Below are 4,428 nucleotides of genomic sequence, written 5' to 3' on the forward strand. Positions count from 1 at the left end.
CACTTGTATAGATGACTTTGAAATCCTTATTAGTTTTTGTTAGGAAATAAGGTGCGTTTCCCCTGGTTATTCCACTTTTTTTACCTACGTAGATAGGGTTTCAGTTGAGTGAGGTGCAACACCCTAGTCTTAACCCCTTGTTTCCTACGGTAACAGGCTTTAGTGCTGGAATCAGAATTCCATAAAAGCCAACTGAGCCTCCTGCCCTCTGCCTTTCTTGATAAAAAATCCTGGATAAATGCCAACTCTATGGAGATTGCAATTTATCCAGGGTTGTAAGGTATCTATTTATGTCTCGTAAAAACGTAAACTTAGTATTCCCAAAAATTTTAGGATTTGAACGTTACATAGATGTGATCCCCTCATGGCAGACGAGGAATCCACCTGTGATGATGATGCCTACCAATATCGATTACTAATGCTGATGATTGTTTTGGCATGGCAGCAATAAACAGTGGCAAAGCAACTAATACACCTGCAAGTATCCGTTTCATAACTAATTTTCCTTTTTTCAAGTATTGGGCATTAGTTCAGTTCAATTCTTTGTGAGTTGATTTTCAGCAATTTAACTGATTTCTAAATTTAGATTGCTGCTTTTTTCAAAAGGTTTAATTTAGTTTACGTAAAGTTTGTGTTGTTAATATGTCAAAATTATGTACTACAAATTTCTTTAGGAAGGCGAACCACATTTAACTTATCCACACGGGTACTCCTAGCGATCACTTTAACCCGGATTTCTCACCGATGCTCAAAACAGTGTCTCCTGTCTTGATAAGGGCTGTAAGGCAAACGCTTCCACCACAGTAGCGAACGCTCATCTAAAGATCCAAGTTCTTAGCAAAGTATCAAATATCACCAATACTTAACATCAAAAGTTTTTTTTTCACGTAGTCAAGCAACTAGCAGTATTTTAAGATCCTTTGTGACAAAAATGACTTATCTAGCGAGTACTAAACACATGACAAAAGTATTGTAAATTCAAGGTTTCTGACAATCAAAGTAAAAAGCGACTGCCGCTTAATAAGTAACAATCGCCACACTAAAACACTCTTGCATTTCTAGGATAACAAGAATGAAAGTGATAGTTACAGTAGCCCTTAAAAATCACATCATCAGTTTACATTCACCTGACTACTGGATTATAAAAACCAGCAATTAAATAGCATATAACTGACCGCTATAACAGTGGAAAAATGCAAGCAAATATGAACATTTTTCAAGTGGATTTTGAATCAATCAGCGCTCTTGTTGTCAAACAAGCGATTGATAACCCTATAATCACCACCTCACAAATCAAGGGTGATTTACAAGATATACAAGGTCGTTGCGGGTCAGTCAGTTTGGTGATCGTGGATTATGTGCAGTTGATTGAACCAATGCGCCGTGAACGTGGGGAAAATCGTGTACAAGAAATTGACTCTATTTTGAAACAACTCAGGGCGATCGCTAAACAATTCAATTGCACTGTCTTGGGTTTAGCACAGTTAAAAAGAGAAGTTGATTCACGTTCCGAAAAGCGTCCAACTAAAGCAGATTTTCGAGAATCTGGAGGATTTGAACAGGAGGCTGCTGTCATGTTGGGTTTGTACCCTTGAAGATTACTATGATAAACAGACCACTCAAAAAGGTATTTTTGAAGTTTCAATTTTGAAAAGTCGATTTAGTAATGAAACAACTGTTAATAAGATTGTTTGATGAGCGATTTGGACAGTTTACAAACTTAGCTAAGTCGAGTATTTGAGCTATAAAATGCTCGTTATCAAGCATTTAATCACAGCTTTCTTAGAGAAAAAGGACGAGATAAATTGAGTTACGATAACACAGCCAAGTATTTAGCTTAATTATATCCTGATGAGTTTGCTAAATGGTTACTAACCTCAGAGCCACAAGAAGTTACAGTATTAAAAACTGAACTTTCTCTTGAACCAATTCGTGCTGATTTTGTAACATTCCTCCAGACAACTAATCGGATTTTACACATTGAGTTCCAGACTCTAGCTACATCTAATCCACCAATACCTTTACGGATATTAGATTATTATGTGAGGTTGACACGACAGTATCGTAAACCAGTTACGCAGGTAGTAATTTTCTTGCAGCAGACTAGCGATGAACTTGCGTTCACTGAAGAATATACTGGTGAACAAACAACTCATCGCTATCGGGTAATTCGTTTGTGGGAGCAAGATTCAGCACTCTTTCTCGATAATCCGGCGCTGCTACCCCTTGCACCATTAACTCGAACTGATTCACCTGCCGCTTTATTATCCCAGGTTGCTCAAAATGTCGCTAAAATTTCAAATAGAGATGAAAGACAAAATATTGCTGGGTGTACAGAAATATTTGCAGGTTTACGCTTTGAAAAAGACTTGATTCGTCAATTTTTACGGGAGGATATTATGCAGGAATCTGTTATCTATCAGGATATTTTACAGAAAGGTAATAAACAAGGTGAAGAACGTTTGATTCTTCGCCAATTAAATAGACGTTTTGGTGAGATTGATTCATCAAATATTGAAAGAGTTAGAGTCTTGTCTGTTGAACAATTGGAAACTCTAGGAGAAACATTATTAGATTTTTCCTCAGTTGACGATCTAATAGTTTGGTTAGACCAACAATCAAATAATTACTAATACTTCGGCTACGCCCTTCTCTACGAGAGGCTGCGCCAACGACTACGCTCAGGGCAAGCTCAGTACAAGTTCATAGTTCGTAATTCATAGTTAAGAATTACGAACTATGAATTATGAATTAGATTTATAGTCTCTGCTCTATACCAATATTGACTAACTCTAATCCGAGCGCACTTCAGTAATGATTAGTTCATAGACACAAAAAAGCCGGAGGGGTATCGGACACAATCCTCGGCTTTCATGAATCAAAGACTATTTTTATGGTGGCGTATTACATTCAATAATTCCTGGCTTAATGGTATATATCTTACTTTATCAAAAGACAGAGCTTAACTCATTTTTACATTAGAGTTTTGTTACTAAACTAAAGCATTTATGGAGAAATCTGGAATAATAATTAATTAGATGAAGTATTCATTTGAAAAACCCATCATCATTACTGAAAAGTTCGAAAAAAGGCTTACAGATGATTAAAATCATTGCTGGTACAGGCCACCGTCCCGAAAAGCTTGGAGGCTATAACGATGAAGTTTTTATCCGATTAATAGCCTTATGCAAAGTATCTCTCCAGAAAATGCAAGCTACGGAAGTCATTAGTGGTATGGCATTGGGATTCGACCAAGCGCTTGCTAAGGCTGCAATTGAGTTACAAATCCCCCTGATTGCAGCAGTCCCATTCAAGGGACAGGAGGATAAATGGCAACCACAAGATAAAGAACGCTACGAACACATTCTGTTCCAAACTTCATCAATTGTCTATGTTGACCTCTTTGAAGAATACTCAGCCTCATCATCAGGATATAGCAGTGAGAAGATGTACAAGCGTAATCAATATATGGTGGACCACTGTGATGAAGTATTAGCACTTTTTAATGGTTCGGCTAGTGGCATTGGTAACTGTGTTAACTATGCCGAAAGCTTAGGTAAACCAGTGCTGAACGTGTGGAAGTCATGAGTCAAATATCGAGGTTTTAGCGAGTAAAAATATGCACAACCAACTTAAACCAGTGCATATATAGAACTTTCTGGTTTAAAAATTGAATCCGCTATTGCTAAAGCATTTAAGGATCTGACAAATTCTGAACATGAGATTGAGACGATCAAATTTCAAGGTGAATATGTTCTGACGAAGTAAAAATCGTTTTCTACGCAAGGAAAGAAGCTGAGAATGATTGAAACTTACCAACAACTTCTACAACGATGGGCGGCTCTTGCTCCAGATGAATGCTCTACCACTGACCGAGATTACAGGTATAAGGTAAAAGTGCTGCCCGAAGTTGAAAAATGTTCTTTCGATAACCCCTGGCGTTCGGTTACTTCCGAAAACCTTACTTGGCGATTTCATGTAGCTGAAGATGTAATTCTCAGACAGTTGAATTTTGTTCTTCTAACAGTTCTACATCGCTGTTCTGACCGTCAGTCCAATATCAATTTCACTTTCACAGAACTTGGAACTATCGCCACAATCTGCAACGGACTGCGTTTACAGCCACATCCACATCTGGCACTTGCAGCTTTAGATGCATACATTCAACTACTGAATTTTTAGAAGGTGGTACATGAAAGCGATATCCGTTCGTCAGCCTTGGGCATGGGGAATTATTTACTCTATCAAAAACATAGAGAATCGTGGCTGGCCCATCAATTACCGAGGTGATATTCTCATCCATGCAGCGAAAAAGTGTACCAAGAAGGAATATGAAATCGTCTCTATCTTCTTTCAAAGAATGGGCGTGTCTATTGGTAGGGTCGAGGTGTGCATTACTGCATCACCCCTCCCATTCGGAACCGTGCT

At 38.1% G+C, this 4,428-nt stretch carries 5 protein-coding genes and 1 pseudogene; 5 read left to right on the plus strand and 1 reads right to left on the minus strand.

The window, feature by feature from the left end:
- Nucleotides 1–362: 362 nt before the first annotated feature.
- Complete coding sequence (locus tag HWQ42_RS29640) at nt 363–494, minus strand: hypothetical protein (RefSeq protein WP_292818255.1); 132 nt, start codon at nt 492–494, stop codon at nt 363–365.
- Nucleotides 495–1,205: 711 nt separating this feature from the next.
- Here HWQ42_RS29640 and HWQ42_RS29645 point away from each other — a divergent pair.
- From HWQ42_RS29645 to HWQ42_RS29665, 5 genes and pseudogenes are all read left to right on the plus strand, one after another.
- Complete coding sequence (locus HWQ42_RS29645; protein ID WP_292818257.1) at nt 1,206–1,595, plus strand: DnaB-like helicase C-terminal domain-containing protein; 390 nt, start codon at nt 1,206–1,208, stop codon at nt 1,593–1,595.
- Between the two features lie 210 nt (nt 1,596–1,805).
- Nucleotides 1,806–2,633 (plus strand): annotated as a pseudogene (locus HWQ42_RS29650) (Rpn family recombination-promoting nuclease/putative transposase).
- Between the two features lie 466 nt (nt 2,634–3,099).
- Nucleotides 3,100–3,588 (plus strand): SLOG family protein, encoded by a 489-nt coding sequence (locus HWQ42_RS29655; RefSeq protein WP_292818259.1) that lies wholly within the window; start codon nt 3,100–3,102, stop codon nt 3,586–3,588.
- A gap of 213 nt (nt 3,589–3,801) precedes the next feature.
- Nucleotides 3,802–4,182: a hypothetical protein gene (locus HWQ42_RS29660; RefSeq protein ID WP_292818261.1), complete on the plus strand. Its 381-nt coding sequence runs from the start codon at nt 3,802–3,804 to the stop codon at nt 4,180–4,182.
- A gap of 10 nt (nt 4,183–4,192) precedes the next feature.
- Nucleotides 4,193–4,428, plus strand: a 236-nt coding sequence (locus HWQ42_RS29665; protein ID WP_292818264.1) for an ASCH domain-containing protein, incomplete at its 3' end; no start/stop codon positions are given.

The sequence above is a fragment of the Nostoc sp. JL23 genome (assembly GCF_017115065.1).
Lineage (GTDB): Bacteria > Cyanobacteriota > Cyanobacteriia > Cyanobacteriales > Nostocaceae > Nostoc > Nostoc punctiforme_A.

Coding starts and splice junctions, on each gene's coding strand:
- HWQ42_RS29640 (WP_292818255.1), bottom strand. CDS start 494: ATGAAACGGATACTTGCAGGTGTATTAGTTGCTTTGCCACTGTTTATT.
- HWQ42_RS29645 (WP_292818257.1), top strand. CDS start 1,206: ATGAACATTTTTCAAGTGGATTTTGAATCAATCAGCGCTCTTGTTGTC.
- HWQ42_RS29655 (WP_292818259.1), top strand. CDS start 3,100: ATGATTAAAATCATTGCTGGTACAGGCCACCGTCCCGAAAAGCTTGGA.
- HWQ42_RS29660 (WP_292818261.1), top strand. CDS start 3,802: ATGATTGAAACTTACCAACAACTTCTACAACGATGGGCGGCTCTTGCT.